This is a genomic window from Colwellia sp. (genome assembly GCF_013214175.1).
GTDB lineage: Bacteria > Pseudomonadota > Gammaproteobacteria > Enterobacterales > Alteromonadaceae > Colwellia.
Window position 1 is genome coordinate 1,080,013 of sequence record NZ_JABSPA010000002.1, and the last position, 15,586, is coordinate 1,095,598.

At 39.7% G+C, this 15,586-nt stretch carries 14 protein-coding genes; 10 read left to right on the plus strand and 4 right to left on the minus strand.

Going from position 1 to position 15,586, the window contains the following annotated elements; translation table 11 throughout:
* Positions 1-12: 12 nt before the first annotated feature.
* Both HRT55_RS07630 and lpxL read right to left on the minus strand, forming a co-directional pair.
* On the minus strand, positions 13-711 hold the full coding sequence (locus HRT55_RS07630) for a TcpQ domain-containing protein (RefSeq protein WP_291620110.1): 699 nt from the start codon (positions 709-711) through the stop codon (positions 13-15).
* A 173-nt stretch (positions 712-884) separates the two neighbouring features.
* Entirely contained in the window at positions 885-1,823 is a 939-nt protein-coding gene (lpxL, locus tag HRT55_RS07635) for an LpxL/LpxP family Kdo(2)-lipid IV(A) lauroyl/palmitoleoyl acyltransferase (RefSeq protein WP_291620112.1), read from the minus strand.
* A 149-nt stretch (positions 1,824-1,972) separates the two neighbouring features.
* Between lpxL and HRT55_RS07640 the strand changes: the two genes are divergently transcribed.
* A complete protein-coding gene (locus HRT55_RS07640) occupies positions 1,973-3,067 on the plus strand; it encodes a glycosyltransferase family 4 protein (RefSeq protein ID WP_291620114.1) in 1,095 nt (364 codons plus the stop codon).
* A 474-nt stretch (positions 3,068-3,541) separates the two neighbouring features.
* Here HRT55_RS07640 and tolC read toward each other — a convergent pair whose 3' ends face one another.
* Entirely contained in the window at positions 3,542-4,921 is a 1,380-nt protein-coding gene (tolC, locus tag HRT55_RS07645) for an outer membrane channel protein TolC (protein WP_291620116.1), read from the minus strand.
* A 155-nt stretch (positions 4,922-5,076) separates the two neighbouring features.
* Here tolC and HRT55_RS07650 point away from each other — a divergent pair, with 155 nt between their 5' ends.
* The 7 genes from HRT55_RS07650 (at position 5,077) to HRT55_RS07680 (ending at position 11,644) form a co-directional block, all read left to right on the plus strand.
* On the plus strand, positions 5,077-5,724 hold the full coding sequence (locus HRT55_RS07650) for an NUDIX domain-containing protein (RefSeq protein WP_291620117.1): 648 nt from the start codon (positions 5,077-5,079) through the stop codon (positions 5,722-5,724).
* An 87-nt stretch (positions 5,725-5,811) separates the two neighbouring features.
* On the plus strand, positions 5,812-6,306 hold the full coding sequence (locus tag HRT55_RS07655; protein WP_291620119.1) for a DUF1249 domain-containing protein: 495 nt from the start codon (positions 5,812-5,814) through the stop codon (positions 6,304-6,306).
* 15 nt (positions 6,307-6,321) lie between these two features.
* Positions 6,322-7,197, plus strand: a complete 876-nt coding sequence (locus HRT55_RS07660) for a metallophosphoesterase (protein ID WP_291620121.1) — start codon at positions 6,322-6,324, stop codon at positions 7,195-7,197.
* Positions 7,198-7,319: 122 nt separating this feature from the next.
* Positions 7,320-7,922 carry a YqiA/YcfP family alpha/beta fold hydrolase gene (locus HRT55_RS07665; RefSeq protein WP_291620123.1) on the plus strand — a complete coding sequence of 201 codons (603 nt, stop codon included), beginning with the start codon at positions 7,320-7,322 and terminating at the stop codon, positions 7,920-7,922.
* A gap of 97 nt (positions 7,923-8,019) precedes the next feature.
* Positions 8,020-9,906: a DNA topoisomerase IV subunit B gene (parE, locus tag HRT55_RS07670; RefSeq protein ID WP_291620125.1), complete on the plus strand. Its 1,887-nt coding sequence runs from the start codon at positions 8,020-8,022 to the stop codon at positions 9,904-9,906.
* A 69-nt stretch (positions 9,907-9,975) separates the two neighbouring features.
* The gene (locus tag HRT55_RS07675) at positions 9,976-10,401 is read left to right on the plus strand and encodes a hypothetical protein (protein ID WP_291620127.1); all 426 of its coding nucleotides are present in this window, start codon (positions 9,976-9,978) and stop codon (positions 10,399-10,401) included.
* A gap of 1 nt (position 10,402) precedes the next feature.
* Entirely contained in the window at positions 10,403-11,644 is a 1,242-nt protein-coding gene (locus HRT55_RS07680; protein WP_291620129.1) for an HlyD family secretion protein, read from the plus strand.
* A 350-nt stretch (positions 11,645-11,994) separates the two neighbouring features.
* Here HRT55_RS07680 and HRT55_RS07685 read toward each other — a convergent pair whose 3' ends face one another.
* Positions 11,995-13,383 (minus strand): nucleobase:cation symporter-2 family protein, encoded by a 1,389-nt coding sequence (locus HRT55_RS07685; protein WP_291620131.1) that lies wholly within the window; start codon positions 13,381-13,383, stop codon positions 11,995-11,997.
* A 499-nt stretch (positions 13,384-13,882) separates the two neighbouring features.
* Here HRT55_RS07685 and HRT55_RS07690 point away from each other — a divergent pair, with 499 nt between their 5' ends.
* Positions 13,883-14,260 carry a metalloregulator ArsR/SmtB family transcription factor gene (locus tag HRT55_RS07690; protein WP_291620133.1) on the plus strand — a complete coding sequence of 126 codons (378 nt, stop codon included), beginning with the start codon at positions 13,883-13,885 and terminating at the stop codon, positions 14,258-14,260.
* A gap of 33 nt (positions 14,261-14,293) precedes the next feature.
* The gene (locus HRT55_RS07695) at positions 14,294-15,340 is read left to right on the plus strand and encodes an ArsJ-associated glyceraldehyde-3-phosphate dehydrogenase (RefSeq protein ID WP_291620135.1); all 1,047 of its coding nucleotides are present in this window, start codon (positions 14,294-14,296) and stop codon (positions 15,338-15,340) included.
* The last annotated feature ends 246 nt before the right edge of the window (positions 15,341-15,586 follow it).

The window sequence follows — 15,586 nt, forward strand, 5'->3', positions numbered from 1 at the left end:
GCAAAGGGTTTATTAATAAGAATTTTCACTGGCAAGTAAAATACACTCCTCATCCAAAAAAGGCTGAGGAGCACTTTCAATAATGACAATAGCGCGTTGACGATTACAAAAGAAAATCGACAGACCCGATTCAAAGTGACCCTCAATGGCCTTAGCTACTTGAAAGGAGGTTTTTAATATATCTTTTTCAATCCTAAACGGGTCTTTTACCACATAATCTCGGTTTAACCACCAAATTAAATCGATACCATCTTTGTCAGAATATTCGGCAAGCTTTTGATTTAAGGTTTCACCGCGTCTAAAAGGGCGAGATTCAATACTGCCTTGCCAATTTTTTTTATAAGGGCGTACCACCATTTCTCGCGCTTGCAATAACTTGGTTAAATCACCTTTCGGCTCGGGCAGGTAAACAATATTGTTGCGAATTTTCGGACCTTTACCATCCATGTCGCCGTGTAAATTCGCATAGAATCTGGATAGTCCTATCGCAGCGGCATTGGTTGAAGTCCCACCTTGCTGATAGTTGTTCGCGCTACTTTTTTCTTGTTGGGGCAGTGGAGTTACCGACGTTACACTGCTACTTATGGCACTTTGATCAACCTTGCCTAAAGAGCCATCAAGGGACAGTAAAAAGTCTTGGTTGGCAAAAAAGCCCCAAGCAAGCACTGTCAGGAGGAGTCCTAAGATAATGTTCCGCAGCCAAAAGTTCATCGGTTAATCAACACCTTTGTTTTCATTACTTTAATTATAGTGAAGTTAGCTTACTTTACCCAAAGAGTAATATTTATACAAATCTCTCTGTGTTTTTTCCCTCAACGCTATAATGCTAGAGGGACTTGTTGTGTGTGAATCACTATAATAATCAGTTGGTTATATGTTAATGATCATTTGTATAGTGAGACATCGTCTGGGTTAGGTCTAGTCTTAAAACGTCGATGTAACCACATATATTGTTCTGGTTGCACTAGAATAGCTTGTTCTAATTCTTGGTTAATTCGAATTAAATCTTGTTCATCATTATCTGTTGGGAAATTTTCTAATGGCGGTGATACTTCTATGGTGTAACCACTGTCATCGGCATTTCTTCGCGGAATCATCATCATTGTTTTGGTATTTCGTTTTCGAGCAAAAATCAGCGTACCAGTGGTAGTTGCGGTTTCTTTAACGGCAAAAAAGGGTACAAAGAGACTTTTATTACGGCCGTAATCTTGATCGGGTAAATATGCGCAGGCTTCTTTATTCTGCAGTGCTCTTAATAGCCCTTTAACATCACGTTTGCCGACCATATACTTATTTGAACGAGCTCGACCTCTGTGCTGGAAAAACTCCATAAGCGGATTATTATGTGGGCGGTAAAATGCCACCAGTGGGTTATCAATACCTGCGCCACGAGCACACAGTTCTAAGCTTAAATTGTGCATAGCTAACACTAATACGCCATTACCTTGAGCTTGTGCTGAAGTAATATGATGGGCGCCAATCACTTTAACTTTTTTTGCTACTCGCCAATTTGGCCACCACCAGCCCATACCTGTTTCAAATAAGGCAATACCGGTATTTTCAAAGTTCTTTTTTAAAATACGCTGTATTTCTTGCTCGTCTTTCTCTGGAAAACATAAGCGTAAATTAGTCAGGGCAACATGTTTTCGCTTTGACGCAATGTTGAAAATTAACCGGCCTAAAACACGGCCCATAGCGAGTTGTAATTTGAAAGGTAGCCAAGAAATACTGTAAAGGATAAAAACACCTAGCCAAGTTAACCAGTATTTGGGTAATAAAAAAGATAACTTAAAGTTTGGCTGTAACACTTTATTTTTGCTCAATGTATTTTCTCATCTGACCTTTATTTTAACTATGCATGATTATACGCAAGTTAGTTTGTCTTGGGCAATGAAGTTATTTACCACTTAATGGGTTTTTCCAGTAGAATAGCGGTCATTAGATCAATAATTGGTATTTTGAGAATTTTTTAATGGATGCAGTGGTTAACCAAGCGGTAAGCAGTACTGAGATTGAGCTTATTATTGGAAATTCAAAACGGAATTTTTCTGGAATTACCTCAACTATGTTGCAAGTGGTATCTTACCAAAAGCACATGATCCCATTACGCATTATGGGAAAAAACAATTTAACCGATACCAGCTTAGCTATTAGCTTCTGGCAAGTGGTCAAAATGTGTCAACGCCCTTTAACCAATGGCAAGTTACGGATATTTCATGCTCGTCGTGTTGATGAAATGATTCAAGGGGTAGTGTTAAAATACCTTTTTAGAGCCAAAATTAAATTAGTATTCAGCTCTGCGGCTCAGCGAAAACGCGCAAAATTCACCTGTTGGTTAACTAGACGTATGGATGCGGTTATTGCCATGTGTAAAGCCTCAGCCAGGTATTTAGAAAACCCTCCCAGTACCGTAATTTATCATGGCGTTAATACCAGCGCTTATACGGCGAGTGCAGACAAAGAAAAAGCTTGGCAAGCACTTAACTTATTAGCGCCCAGTCAAGCCAAAGGCAAACGCGGTATTGCTATTCTTGGCCGAGTGAGAAAACAAAAAGGTGTGCACCTCTTTGTACAAAGCTGTATTGCCATATTAAATGACTACCCTGATTATACTGCTGTTATTGTCGGCGGCATTGCCGCTAAGCATGAAAAATATACCCAAGAGCTACGTGACAGCATTGCCCAAGCTGGCTTATCGGATCGAATAATCTTTGCTGGTGAGCAGGACTTTGCTGATATCCCTAAAATATTTAGCAGTTTATCGCTTGTGGTTGCCCTGAGTGAAAGAGAAGGCTTCGGCTTAACTATTCTTGAAGCCATGAGTAGTGGTGCTGCTGTACTTGCCAGTGAGGCAGGAGCATGGCCTGAAGTTATTCGTCAAGGAGTCGATGGTTATGTCGTTCCGGTAAATGATTTGGCGGCAGTGAAAGATAAAATGGCGTTATTACTGAGTGATGAAACTAAGCTTGCTCAAATGGGCCACTCTGGTCGTCAGCGTGTTGAGGAATATTATTCTGTCGAAAGAGAAGCAATAGAACTGACCCGTTTCCTTAAAACCCTAGTGTAATATATGGGATAGAGAGTCGTTATTGTTTAACGACTTTACTTACTTATTTACTTACTTATTTACTTATTTATTAAGTAACCCTGCTGTTAAACAATCCTGCGCTAAATAGCTTGAACTCAATATAAACTTACTAAGGTAAGTTATTGTTTACCTTATGCGCTGCCAGTGCTCATAACCTTTATTATACCAATGCCATTAAATTATTGCCCACTTATGCAGGGTGAAATACGTCAAGGCGGCGTTGCTCTCAATCACACACGCCAGCTATTGGTTAATTGGGCGCCTTGCTTAGATTTGTTTTTCCTGTGCACAACAAGATCACAAACTTAATTAAACTGCTATTAAACAACGAATATAGTGTGCCTACCTCTGGTTAAATTCCCAATAAAAAAAGCCCTAAGCAAAGTATTGCTTAGGGCTTTTTAATAGCTTGATTAACAGGCTATTTGTTAAGGAGTATCATTAATCGATAGACTAATTAACTACCATTAAACCTGTGTTAATAGCACTTATATCTTCATCGGTAATAGTACCAGCCGCACGTTTCAATAATAAAACGTTTTGAATATAGGCATAGCGTGTTGATGATAAGTTTCGTTTAGCGTTATATAAGTTACGTGTACTATCTAATACATCTACTATGGTACGAGTACCCACTTCAAAGCCAGCTTCTGTTGCTTCTAGTGCTTTATTGGCACTGAGAACCGATTGTTCAAAGGCTTTTATCGCTGAAATAGCAGCAATAACGGTATTGTAAGCATTACGTGTGGTGCGAACAACACCGCGATGTGTTAAAGATAAGTCTTGGCTGGCAAGAACAAAGCGACTTTGTGCTTGGCGCACTGAACTTTGAATAGCTCCACCAGAATAAATGGGAACGTTTAAGGTAATACCCACCGAGTAATCATTGAAATAAGGTGTTTCATCAAAGTCTTCATTGAAACCTAGAGCCTCTACACTGGTTTTACTTTTACTACTGCCCCAGTTACCGTTTAGCGATAAAGTTGGATAATGGCCTGCACGAGCTATACTGATATTTTCTTGCGCAATATCAATACCGACTTTTGCGGCAATTAAGTCAAGATTTTTTGCTTCAGCCGTTACTTGCCACTCATCAGCACTATTGGGCACTGGAGTGCTAGTGCTAAAACGCTGTGTATTCAATACACTGACATTTCTCGGATAAGTATTGGTAATGACTCGTAACTCTTCTTCTGCTTGAAAAATGGCATTTTCGGCGCGAATCTCTTCAGTAACGGCACTATCAAATTGTGCTTGCGCTTCATAAACATCAGTTATTGCGGTCAAGCCAACAGAGAACCTTTGCTTAGTTTGTTCAAGCTGGCGGGCAATGGCATCTTTTTCTGCGGTAGCAAAAACGAGATCATCTTTGGTGCTTAATAAATCAAAATAAGCTTTTGCTACGCGAGTGATTAAATCTTGTTTGGCAACTTGATAGTTTAAATCACTTTGATGGGCTGATTTTTCGGCGTTACCTAAACGCAACCAGCTATCATGTCGATACAGTTGCATGTTTAAATTGGCACCAAAATTAGTTGCATCAGTATTGGAAGTTGTATCATAGACAACCACATCTGAGCCTACTAGTTGAGTTTGTTGTGATTCACGCTCGCTAATGGATATACCACCCGAGGCATTAATCTGTGGTAATAATACTGAACGCGCTTGTTCAATATCTTCTTTTACGATCATAAACTGCGCTTGTGCTTTAAGTACCACAGGGTCGTTTAATAATGCCTGCTGGTAAACCGTCAGTAAATCATCAGCTTGGGCTTGTGTACTGCTAAAAGTAGCTGTTATCGCTATAATTAGGGTGCTTAGTGTTTTTTTCATGAGTAAGGAATTCCTTGGGTGTATTACTCTTGTTATTTATTTATTGGTATTCGCTGATAGAGTATCCTACATGGATTTTTAAATTAACCAAATAAAATAACTGTTTACTAGTGTAACAAATTATTTTACAAAGTATTTAACCAAAGAGAACCTTGATGAAAGTTAATAAAAATAAGCCTTTAGCTATGCTGCAATTCGATAATGAACAGGTGTCGGTGCACTCGGTTGATACCAAGTATCAGGGCTTTTTTAAAATGAATGAATATACACTGCAGCACAAACTTTTTTCCGGCCAGCAAAGTCAGACATTTACCCGAGAAGTTTTTGAGCGTGGCGATGCCGTTGTTGTTATGCCTTATGATGTCAAGCAAGATAAGGTGCTGTTAATAGAACAATTTCGAGCTGGCGCTATCAGGGGAGAAGATAGTCCTTGGTTATTAGAGTTTATTGCCGGTATGTTTGATGATAATGAAAGCCCAATTGAGGTCGCTATACGAGAAGCCAAAGAGGAAGCTAATATCAGTATTAGTGCAGATAACTTACAACCGATCATGGAATATCTTTCTAGCCCTGGCGGTATGAGTGAACGTATTCATCTATATTTAGCGCATTTTGACAGTGAGCAAGTCAGTGATGGTGAAGTTTATGGCCTGATCGAGGAAAATGAAGATATTTTATTGCACCTTGTTAGTCGCACTAAGGCTCTGGAGTTATTAGCGCAAGGTAAAATCACTAACGCAGCCACTATTATCGGGTTACAATGGCTGGCTATGAATTATCAATCACTTCTACTGAAGGGATAGGCACTAGCGACTAGTACTAAATCTTTCAGTATTAAAACTTCCATTACTAAGTTTTTCAGTAGTAAAGGAGGTAGTTAAGAGGCAGCTATGAGTTTTTTTCCCAATAGAGCGTTGGTTAATGGGGTTAGAAAGAATTATCAACCTAACTTAGTTAGCTTGATGACTTTGTGCGCCAACAACTATATGTTATTGCTGAAAGTGTTAGCGGGAAAATCAACGCTTGATGAAACACGCCATTTTTTTATTAGTGACTCCCTCTCTTATCAAGTAACCATAACCGAGGTGACTCGTTATACCTCTGTTATTAGCTTTGAGCAGGAAAGCTTACGCCATTCCCTTAAAAATATTCCCGGTGTTGTCGCCAGTGCGCTACATCCGCGTATGACTATTCGTTTATATCACGATGCTCGCATGGCGGAAGTACTGGCTACGCAAGATATCAGGCAGGTAAAGCCTCGGTACGACTACCCTAATAGTCAAATGCATCAGCAAGATGAAAAGCAGCAAACGAATCAATTTTTAAATGAGTGGCTACATTTATGTTTGCGTCTAGGGCAAGTGAATGTTGAGTTGCAGTCTTAATTTATTATTATGAATATGAGCAACCCTACTCCGATAAAAGATAAAGCCATTGTGCTGGCACAAATAACTGATAGTCACTTGTTCTCAAGCCGAGACGGCATGCACCATGGCCACAATGTTTTCGAAAATCTTAAAAAAGTCTTATTGAGTATTTGTCATAACCCCAAAATTGACTATGTCGTTTTTACCGGTGATTTAACCCAAGATCACAGCGAGCAGTCCTACCAAAATTTTGCGGACCTTGTCCGTGAATGTGGTGTTGCCATACCTATTTATTATTTAGCGGGTAATCACGATGAGCCAGAATTGTTAGCTAAGTACTTTTCTGCAGCGCCGTTTTCATCAGATACCTGCATTGAGCACCCGCATTGGCAAATTCAACTCGTGGACAGCAAAAGCGCAACACCAGCAGGTTATGTCAGTGAGCAAGCATTGGCTAAATTGAAAACTGCTATCAAGCAGGACAAACATCAGCTCGTTATGATGCATCATCATCCTATAGATGTCGGTTATTTTATTGATAAACATGGTTTGCAAAATAAAGCGGACTTTTGGCAAGCCATAAATGACTATGACAATATTCAAACCATTGCCTGTGGCCATGTACATAGTGCTATGCAACTCTCTAACGAAAGTGAGCCAGCTAAGGTAACTAGCGTAACTAATGCATCTAACGTAATTAATACACCTAATGCAACTAAAATAACTAAAGCCGTAACAACTCAATCGACAGCAGTAAATCAAGCCGTTACTTTGTATACCTGTCCAGCAACATCGATACAATTTGACCCTAGTGTCGATGGCGTGGCTGCTTTAGCGAAAGGACCGGGTTATCGAATTTTTAATTTATCTGCCGATGGTAACTTGCATACAGATGTCGTTTACTTATAAATAGTGCGTTTATCCCAGATAGTACAACCTACAGCTACTTCACCTGAAACGGGTATATAGTAGAAGCTCCTTTAAGAAATAGCTGAGTTACTGCCGTCATTATTAACAGAATAAATAATATTATGAAAAAAAACATCCTCTACATTCATGGTTTTAACTCTTCGCCATTGTCGCTAAAAGCCGAGCAAACCCGTCAATACTTAGCTAAAAACCATGCTGATGTTGGCTTTGTCTGCCCGCAATTAGCCTCGACACCAGCCAAAGCTATTAGTCAATTAGAGCAGCTCATTGAAAGTGACAGCCCAAATAGCCAGTGGTATTTAATAGGCTCTTCATTAGGCGGTTATTTTGCTAGTTACCTGGAGGGAAAATATCACTGTTTAGCGGTGTTAGTGAATCCAGCAATAACACCTTATAAGTTATTGCATGACTATATTGGTGAGCAAGTTAATCCTTATACAGAAGAAGTGTACCAAGTAACCGAAGAACATATACAGCAATTGCAAGCGCTTGAACAAGCAGCCCCGACAATTGCTGACAAGAAAAAAAATAATTACCTAGTTATGGTACAAACCGGTGATGAAGTGTTAAATTACCAACAAGCTGTGGGAAAATATCAACATTGTCGATTAATAGTACAAGAAGGAGGCGATCATAGTTTTATCAATTTTGATAAATGCTTAGCCACCATAAGTGACTTCTTTCAACTTGATAATAGTAAATAAATTAGTCCTCTTGGCTTCACATGACCACCAATGAAATTAGCGATAGCTGATAGCATAAATATCTAAACCTTTTAACCGCGATTAAATTGAGTTTCAAATGACTGACCAATACAACTCCGACTCCATTGAAGTACTCAGTGGCTTAGATCCCGTTCGCCGCCGTCCTGGTATGTATACCGATACCACAAGACCCAATCATTTAGGTCAAGAGGTAATTGATAACTCAGTGGATGAAGCGCTTGCCGGCCATGCACAAAATATTAGTGTTATTTTATATGAAGATCAGTCACTTGAAATAATCGATGATGGCCGTGGTATGCCTACTGATATTCACCCTAAAGAAGGGGTTTCAGGGGTAGAACTTATCTTTTGTAAGCTGCATGCAGGAGGTAAGTTTTCCAATAAAAGTTACCAGTTTTCCGGTGGTTTACATGGTGTTGGTATTTCGGTGGTAAATGCCTTATCGACTCGGGTCGATGTCAGTGTTCGTCGAGACAGTAAAATCTATCAAATGGCCTTTGAAAATGGCTATAAGGTAGAAGAACTGCGCGAAACTGGCACAGTAGGAAAACGTAACACTGGCACCAGTGTTAAGTTTTGGCCCGATGCTAGCTATTTTGATACCGCTAAATTTTCGGTCCGTCACCTCACCCATTTACTTAAAGCTAAAGCGGTATTATGCCCGGGCTTAACCATTAAATTCCATGACAAAATTGAAGATAAAAAATATCAATGGTGTTATGAATACGGACTTACCGATTACTTAAAAGATGCAATAAAAGACTATATATCATTACCTGAAGAACCTTTTACGGGCAGTTTTACTTCTCAACATGAAACGGCCGATTGGGCGGTTACTTGGTTACCAGAAGGCGGCGAAAGTATTGGTGAAAGTTACGTTAACTTAATCCCAACGGTTGCTGGAGGTACTCATGTTAATGGTATGCGCCAAGGACTGCTTGAGTCGATGCGAGAGTTTTGTGAATTTCGTAATATTTTACCGCGCGGGGTAAAACTAACTCCAGATGATATTTGGGATAAATGTAGTTATATCTTATCGATTAAGATGCAAGATCCACAATTTGCCGGACAGACTAAAGAGCGATTATCGTCACGTCAATGTGCCGCCTTTGTTACTGGCGTAGTAAAAGATTCTTTTAGTTTGTGGCTTAATGAACACACAGACAAAGCGGAATTATTGGCAGAGTTTTGTCTCAGTAACGCGCAAAAACGTATGCGAGCCAGTAAGAAGGTAGTACGTAAAAAAATCACTTCTGGTCCTGCTTTACCCGGTAAGTTGACCGATTGTGGTAGCCAAGATTTAGCCCGTACCGAATTGTTTTTAGTGGAAGGTGACTCCGCTGGCGGTAGTGCTAAACAAGCGCGGGATCGTGAGTTTCAAGCGATTATGCCGCTACGTGGTAAAATTTTAAATACTTGGGAAGTCGATTCAGGGCAAATATTAGCATCGGAAGAAGTACATAATATCTCAATAGCTTTAGGGATTGATCCTGACAGTGATGACTTATCAGAGCTACGTTACGGTAAGATTTGTATTTTAGCGGATGCCGATTCTGATGGACTGCATATTGCCACCTTATTGTGTGCCTTATTTACTCAGCACTTTTTACCGCTTGTTCAAGCGGGTCATATTTATGTTGCTATGCCGCCATTATATCGAATCGATATCGGCAAAGAAGTTTTTTATGCTTTAGATGAAGCAGAAAAAGAGGGTATTTTAGATCGAATCGAAGCCGAGAAAAAACGCGGTAAAGTCAACGTACAACGCTTTAAAGGCTTGGGTGAAATGAACCCGTTGCAGTTACGTGAAACCACCATGGATCCAAATACTCGGCGCTTAGTACAACTTACCGTGGACGATCATAGTGAAACCATGGAATTGATGGATATGTTACTGTCGAAAAAACGTGCCAGTGACCGTAAAGCATGGCTACAAAGTAAAGGTGATATGGCCGTCGTTTAATCAGGCGTTCAACTGTTGCTATGATAAATGAGTAATATCCAAAATAATAAATAAAATAGGGACATAGAAATGAATACAGAGCATATTCCGGGGTATTTGGCTGGCGCTGATAGTGACCCATTAATGGTAGTAATGACTGTTGTTTTGGTAGTGATAATCTTAATAGCAGGTGTTTTATACTTTAAGTTACACGCTATACCTGAGCACATTGCTCACGGAAAAAATCATAGCCAAATACAGCTTATCGCCATATTAACAATTTTAGCTTTATTTACCCATAATAATATTTTTTGGGTGGCGGCCTTAGTATTGGCTGTAGTTGAATTACCCGACTTTTTGGCGCCGTTAAAGTCTATTGCTAAGTCTCTAGAGACCATAGCCCAAAGTAAGCAGCAAGCAATACAGCCAAGTGCACAAGCTAACTCTCAGCCGAACTCACATTCAGACTCTCAGCTAGAAACGGAAGAGTCAGTGATTATTAAGGAGCGCAACTAAAATGTTAGAAGTTCTTTTATGTTCACTTGTCACCATTTTTCCAGATTACTTGTTCCGAAAATATCGCCAAGGTAAGACTTGGGGTAAAGAGATTACCTTCTTTACTATGTGGTATGAACTGCGCTGGGGAATATCAGCTTGTGTTATCTTATCTATTTCATTAGTGACTTTGATTTTTTATTACCACCCATCAACGACTAACGCCACGCCCATGTTTAGAACAGTCTCTATCATGCCAGAGCAAAGCGGCCGGGTTCAGCATGTCTTTGTTGAAAATCATCAGCATGTTAAGGCTGGCACGGCACTTTTTAGCATGTATGATGAGTCGCAATTGGCGGCAATTGACCGTGCTAAAGCGAAAGTTAAACAAGTGGAGTCTGAATTTTCTACTGCCTATGCACAACTTGCTATAACTATTAGCAGTGTTGAAAAAGCTAAGGGTGCTTATTTACGTGCCAAGAATGAATACGACCGTAAGAAGAAGTTATCACTTAAAGGTCTAAATATTATCAGTGCCAGTGAAGTACAAAAAATGGCTGATACCGTAGCAATCAATGAAGCTGGCTTAGCCGCTTCATTAGCGAATCAAGCAGCTGCGCAAGGGGTCATTGAAAGTGTTTTACCAGCGAACAAAGCCAGCGCTATTGAAGAGTTAGAATCTGCAATAGTTGAGGAAGGAAAACGTACACTTTATGCCCATGTTGATGGCGAATTACAGCAATTTGCTTTGCAACCCGGTGATTTTATTAATCCTATGATTCGCTCAGCAGGTATTATTGTACCAAGCTCGGGCGAGGCATCAGGGAAAGAGGGTGTGCAAGCGGGTTTTAATCAATTAGCGGCCAGTGTTATCAAAGTAGGCACCTTTGCCGAAATTACCTGTTTGTCTAAGCCATTTACTATCATTCCTATGAGGGTGGCAAGTATTCAAAGTGTTATTGCTAGTGGTCAAATCAGAGCGAATGAAAACTTGTTAGATATACAAGATAGAGCAAGACCAGGCACGTTTACGGTAAAGTTAGTGCCTTTATATGAAGGTGGACTTGATGGCGTTGTTCCTGGAACAAAATGTATCGCCAATGCTTACAGCTACCATCATGAATTAATCGCTAGTGGCACACTCAGTACCTCTGAGACTATCTATTTACATATGGTTGACGCGGTTGGAGTGGTGCATGCCATTATCCTGCGTATGCAAGCTTTGTTATTACCGGTAAAAGTCTTAGTCTTTTCAGGGAATTAATTACTTAAGCCATTGCCGCTAAGCTTTGTTATAAAAGTCTTATTGGTAGGAGCTAGGTAAGTTAGAACACTTAAAAAATCCTCTGTCGCTTATTTAGTGCAGAGGATTTTTTATGGCTAAAATAAAGTGAGTTGATCACCAATACATTCCCGTAGTTCTTAATGCAAAATTGTCTAAGTGAATCTACTACAGCAAGTCTGAATGACTAGATAGTGAGGAAGCTATGGTGCTGGTGTGCATTATTGAGGTTTTTTACTGATATGTTTTAGTGAGGGGAAATAAAAGTAGCTTGATTAAATCACATAATACTTATTGTGATTTAATCAGGCCATTTAACAATAATTCTATTTTTATGAGGTTGAAGGAACTTCTTTGGTAGTCGCTAGCTCTTCTGCTACCGATGACTCAGCAGTTATTAAAGCTTCTGTAAGTTCATCTTCTTCATCAAAATCAACGACATCACCGTCAGGAAGAATTGCATTTAAAAGTAGGGCAATTAGCGAGCCGGTAGTAATACCGGAGGCTAAAATTACTTTAATAAAATCAGGTAATTGACTTAGTAATTCTGGACGAACGGTTACTGCCATACCTGCACCAATACTTACCGCGATAATAATACCGTTTCTTTTGCTATGTTTAGTCTCAGATAAAATATTTATGCCTGCAGTGATTATCATAGCGAACATAACTAAGCCTGCTCCGCCAAGTACGGGCAGTGGTATAGCTACTACTAATGCACCGATAACTGGGAAAAGCCCAGCAAGAATCAACATAGCACCAGTAATCGCCACAACATAGCGACTAGCAACACCTGTCATACCTATGATACCTACATTTTGCGAGAAAGAAGAAAAAGGCGTGGTCGAGAATATTGACGCTAAAGCCGAACCTAGCCCGTCACACAAAATACCGCTAGATAATTTCTTACCGGTTAGTTTGGTTTTAGTCACATTCGATAAAGCTAAGAAATCACCTGTTGACTCAACTATGGTAACTAAATAGGCGATAGACATACCGATAATACCGCTAATTGGAAAAGATAAGCCAAAATGGAAAGGGCTAGGTAAAGCAAATAATGGTGCTTCTTGTACTGGTGTAAAGTCAACAAGGCCTAAGGTAACACAAACAATAAACCCGACTACCATACCAATAACTACAGCGGCTGCAGACAATATGCCTTTACCAAACATAGATAACAACACTACGGTTATTAACACCAGCATACCTATGGCTAAGTTTGGTAATGAAGCATAACCTTCACTGCCAACTTGTCCACCAGCAAACCAATCAACGGCAACTGGGATTAACGACAGACCAATCAAGGTAACTACAGTACCGGTAACAATCGGCGGGAAAAATTTTCTGATTAATGGCATAAAGAAGCTGCCAATTATCATCACGAGTGAAGCAACAAGCGCTGAGCCCAAGATGCCAGCAACGCCATGCTCAAAGCCAATGGCAATAGAAACACCAACAAAGGTAAAGCTAGTACCCATAACACAAGGAAGTCTGATACCTACTGGGCCAACACCTTTACATTGAATAATAGTAACCACACCAGAAACAAGCATTGCCGCGTTAACTAGTACTACAATATCTTCTACCGGCAAACCTAAAACGCCGCCAACCACTAAAGGCACGGTAATTATTGCCCCTAAAGCAGCAAGTAAATGCTGGGCTGCCAATATCAGGCTGGTGCCTGTCGGTGGTTTATCTTCAACGTTATATAATATTTCCATAATAGCTCTCTCTGTTATTTTCTTTATTATTTTAATAGGTTACAGCCGGTCCTTAGCTAGAAACTAGCCAGTACTGTGGCAACTTTGTGAAAAAAACTGTGTTAAAAATCTACATAAAGCTGTCACTAGTGTCAATTAATGACCGTTAAAATATTATGGCTATTTACTTGGTGGGTGGTTGTTTTTACATCAATGTAATATTTTACCGAGCAAAGAGTTTGGCTACACAGTTTTAGTAATGCTGGTAAAACAAAGAGCTAGCGACTTTTTCATGCAATGCCGATGTGTGATAAGTGTACAGTTTGAATTTCACATGATGAAAAAAGTTTTTAAGGGGCAGATTTTATAAAACACATTTTTATAAAGAAATAACTGTTAGGTTAACTCTTTATTATTGAGTATTTTAACTAAACGCTTGCATATACATATGAAAAAACATATGTATAATGTTTGGCAACTAATCGCAGCGAACAAGTTCTAGTGAACGAGACAGAAAATAATGAATACTGCTACAAATCGAGTTAGGGAAAGTGACTGCTTATTATTTTTTAAAGTCATGGCTGATGATACACGCTTGAAAATCATATTGATGTTGATGTGTGAAAGTGAATTGTGTGTTTGTGAGCTGACTCATGCGTTGGAGTTATCTCAGCCGAAAATATCTCGCCACATAGCATTATTAAAGAAACAACAGTTACTTAGTGAACGTAAGTCAGGTCGTTGGGTTTATTACTCTATGGCAAAACCTCTTTCTCAATGGAAGCAAATAGTCATCAAAAGTTGCTTTGAGGAAAACTTGCCGGTGATTGATGAATGTCTTAGAAATTTAGCAATGATGGGTGAACGCCCTGAACGTGCGCAACAGTGTTGTAATTAAATCAGCTAGTTTAGAGAATAATAGGAAGAACTAATGACAATAAAAGTAGGCATAAATGGCTTTGGCCGTATGGGACGATTAATTTTACGCGCTGCCTGGCATTGGCCAGAGGTGCAATTTATTCAGATTAATGATCCCGCAGGTGATGCCGCAACACTGGCTCATTTGCTTAATTTTGATTCTATTCATGGTCGTTGGCAATATGAAGCGACAGCTAGCGATACGGTAATGCATATTGAAGACAAGCAGTTGCTCGTTAGCCAGAATAATGGCATAGCTGAAACTGACTGGTCAGCGTGTGATTTAGTTATTGAAGCTTCAGGCGTGATGCGTGATAAAGCTAAGCTGCAAGCTTACTTTACTCAAGGTGTTCAAAAAGTACTGGTTACCGCGCCGATGAAGTTAGCGCAAGATAGCTCTGGTAATATTTTAGATAAGGATATTGTTAATATTGTTATGGGTGTTAATCAACATTTATACCAAGCAAATAAACATAGTATTGTCACTGCCGCCTCATGTACCACTAACTGTTTAGCGCCTGTGGTTAAAGTATTACAAGATAATATTGGCATAAAACATGGCAGCATGACGACCATTCACGATATTACTAATACCCAAACCATTTTAGATGCACCGCATAAAGACTTACGCCGTGCCCGTGCTTGTGGCCAGTCGCTCATTCCAACCACAACCGGCTCAGCAAAAGCCATCACCGATATTTTCCCCGAGCTAAAAGGTAAATTAAATGGTCATGCGGTGCGAGTGCCACTGGCAAATGCCTCGCTAACTGATTGTGTTTTTGAAATGCAGCGTAATGTCAGTGTTGAGGAAATAAATCAATTAATGTCTGATGCCGCGGCAGGGCAGTTAAAAGGAATTTTGGGCTATGAAGAAAGGCCTTTAGTGTCTGTTGATTATAAAACCGATGCTAGATCCTGTGTCGTCGATGCTTTGTCTACCATGGTAGTTAATGATACGCAGTTGAAAATGTATTTATGGTATGACAATGAATGGGGCTATGCTAATCGTAGTGCGGAGTTGATGAAACTTATGGCAAATAGCTTAAGTAGGGTCTGTTGATCTTTCGAGATTACTTTTACAGCAACATGTTTGATATTTAGGCAAGGCAGAGCATGTGAAGTGTAGCTAGCTACATGAACATACGATAACGCCGTTTAAATTTCAAACAAGTGCTGCCCTTTGGGTTCATTTAAAACGAACTTACTCCTTGTTGCTTGCTTTTTTAATAGAATAACTATGATACAAAGCTCGCGCCGCGATTAAGCCCGTTTTAAATTGAATCAAATTTAACCCTGAAAGATCAAC

Coding starts and splice junctions, on each gene's coding strand:
- HRT55_RS07630 (WP_291620110.1), bottom strand. CDS start 711: ATGAACTTTTGGCTGCGGAACATTATCTTAGGACTCCTCCTGACAGTG.
- HRT55_RS07640 (WP_291620114.1), top strand. CDS start 1,973: ATGGATGCAGTGGTTAACCAAGCGGTAAGCAGTACTGAGATTGAGCTT.
- tolC (WP_291620116.1), bottom strand. CDS start 4,921: ATGAAAAAAACACTAAGCACCCTAATTATAGCGATAACAGCTACTTTT.
- HRT55_RS07650 (WP_291620117.1), top strand. CDS start 5,077: ATGAAAGTTAATAAAAATAAGCCTTTAGCTATGCTGCAATTCGATAAT.
- HRT55_RS07655 (WP_291620119.1), top strand. CDS start 5,812: ATGAGTTTTTTTCCCAATAGAGCGTTGGTTAATGGGGTTAGAAAGAAT.
- HRT55_RS07660 (WP_291620121.1), top strand. CDS start 6,322: ATGAGCAACCCTACTCCGATAAAAGATAAAGCCATTGTGCTGGCACAA.
- HRT55_RS07665 (WP_291620123.1), top strand. CDS start 7,320: ATGAAAAAAAACATCCTCTACATTCATGGTTTTAACTCTTCGCCATTG.
- parE (WP_291620125.1), top strand. CDS start 8,020: ATGACTGACCAATACAACTCCGACTCCATTGAAGTACTCAGTGGCTTA.
- HRT55_RS07675 (WP_291620127.1), top strand. CDS start 9,976: ATGAATACAGAGCATATTCCGGGGTATTTGGCTGGCGCTGATAGTGAC.
- HRT55_RS07680 (WP_291620129.1), top strand. CDS start 10,403: ATGTTAGAAGTTCTTTTATGTTCACTTGTCACCATTTTTCCAGATTAC.
- HRT55_RS07685 (WP_291620131.1), bottom strand. CDS start 13,383: ATGGAAATATTATATAACGTTGAAGATAAACCACCGACAGGCACCAGC.
- HRT55_RS07690 (WP_291620133.1), top strand. CDS start 13,883: ATGAATACTGCTACAAATCGAGTTAGGGAAAGTGACTGCTTATTATTT.
- HRT55_RS07695 (WP_291620135.1), top strand. CDS start 14,294: ATGACAATAAAAGTAGGCATAAATGGCTTTGGCCGTATGGGACGATTA.